The organism is Myxococcus sp. CA033, assembly GCF_013336625.1.
Lineage (GTDB): Bacteria > Myxococcota > Myxococcia > Myxococcales > Myxococcaceae > Myxococcus > Myxococcus llanfairpwllgwyngyllgogerychwyrndrobwllllantysiliogogogochensis.
Map to the genome: position 1 here is coordinate 1 of NZ_JABUMU010000111.1, position 378 is coordinate 378.

The 378-nt window shown below is 65.9% G+C and carries 1 protein-coding gene; it reads right to left on the reverse strand.

The genetic code is table 11. The features are described 5' to 3' along the window. Positions 1 to 378: VOC family protein (locus HUA78_RS45865; protein WP_217442890.1), on the reverse strand; the 378-nt coding region annotated here is incomplete at both ends.

Consider the following 378-nt stretch of genomic DNA (forward strand, 5'->3'; position numbering starts at 1 on the left):
GGATCGCGCACGGCACAGTCGCGCACGCCATACGGCTGCTCGGTCGGTTCCTCGACGATCTCGGCGCCGCTGGCCTGGATCCGCTTGAATGCCGCATCCAGGTCTGCGGTGGCCAGCAACATCATCGCGAAGGTGCCCTTGGCCATCATCTCGGCGATGGTGCGCTGCTCGTCCTCGGTCACGCCGGGGCTGGCGTTCGGCGGGTACAACACGATGGACGTGCCGGGCTGGTCGGCCGGGCCGACGGTAATCCAGCGCATGCCGTTGTAGCCGACATCCTTGCGCACCTCGAAACCGAGGGTGTCGCGGTAGAACGCCAGCGAGGCGTCCGGATCGGTGTGCGGGAGAAAGCTCGAGTGAATGCTGATATCCATCGTG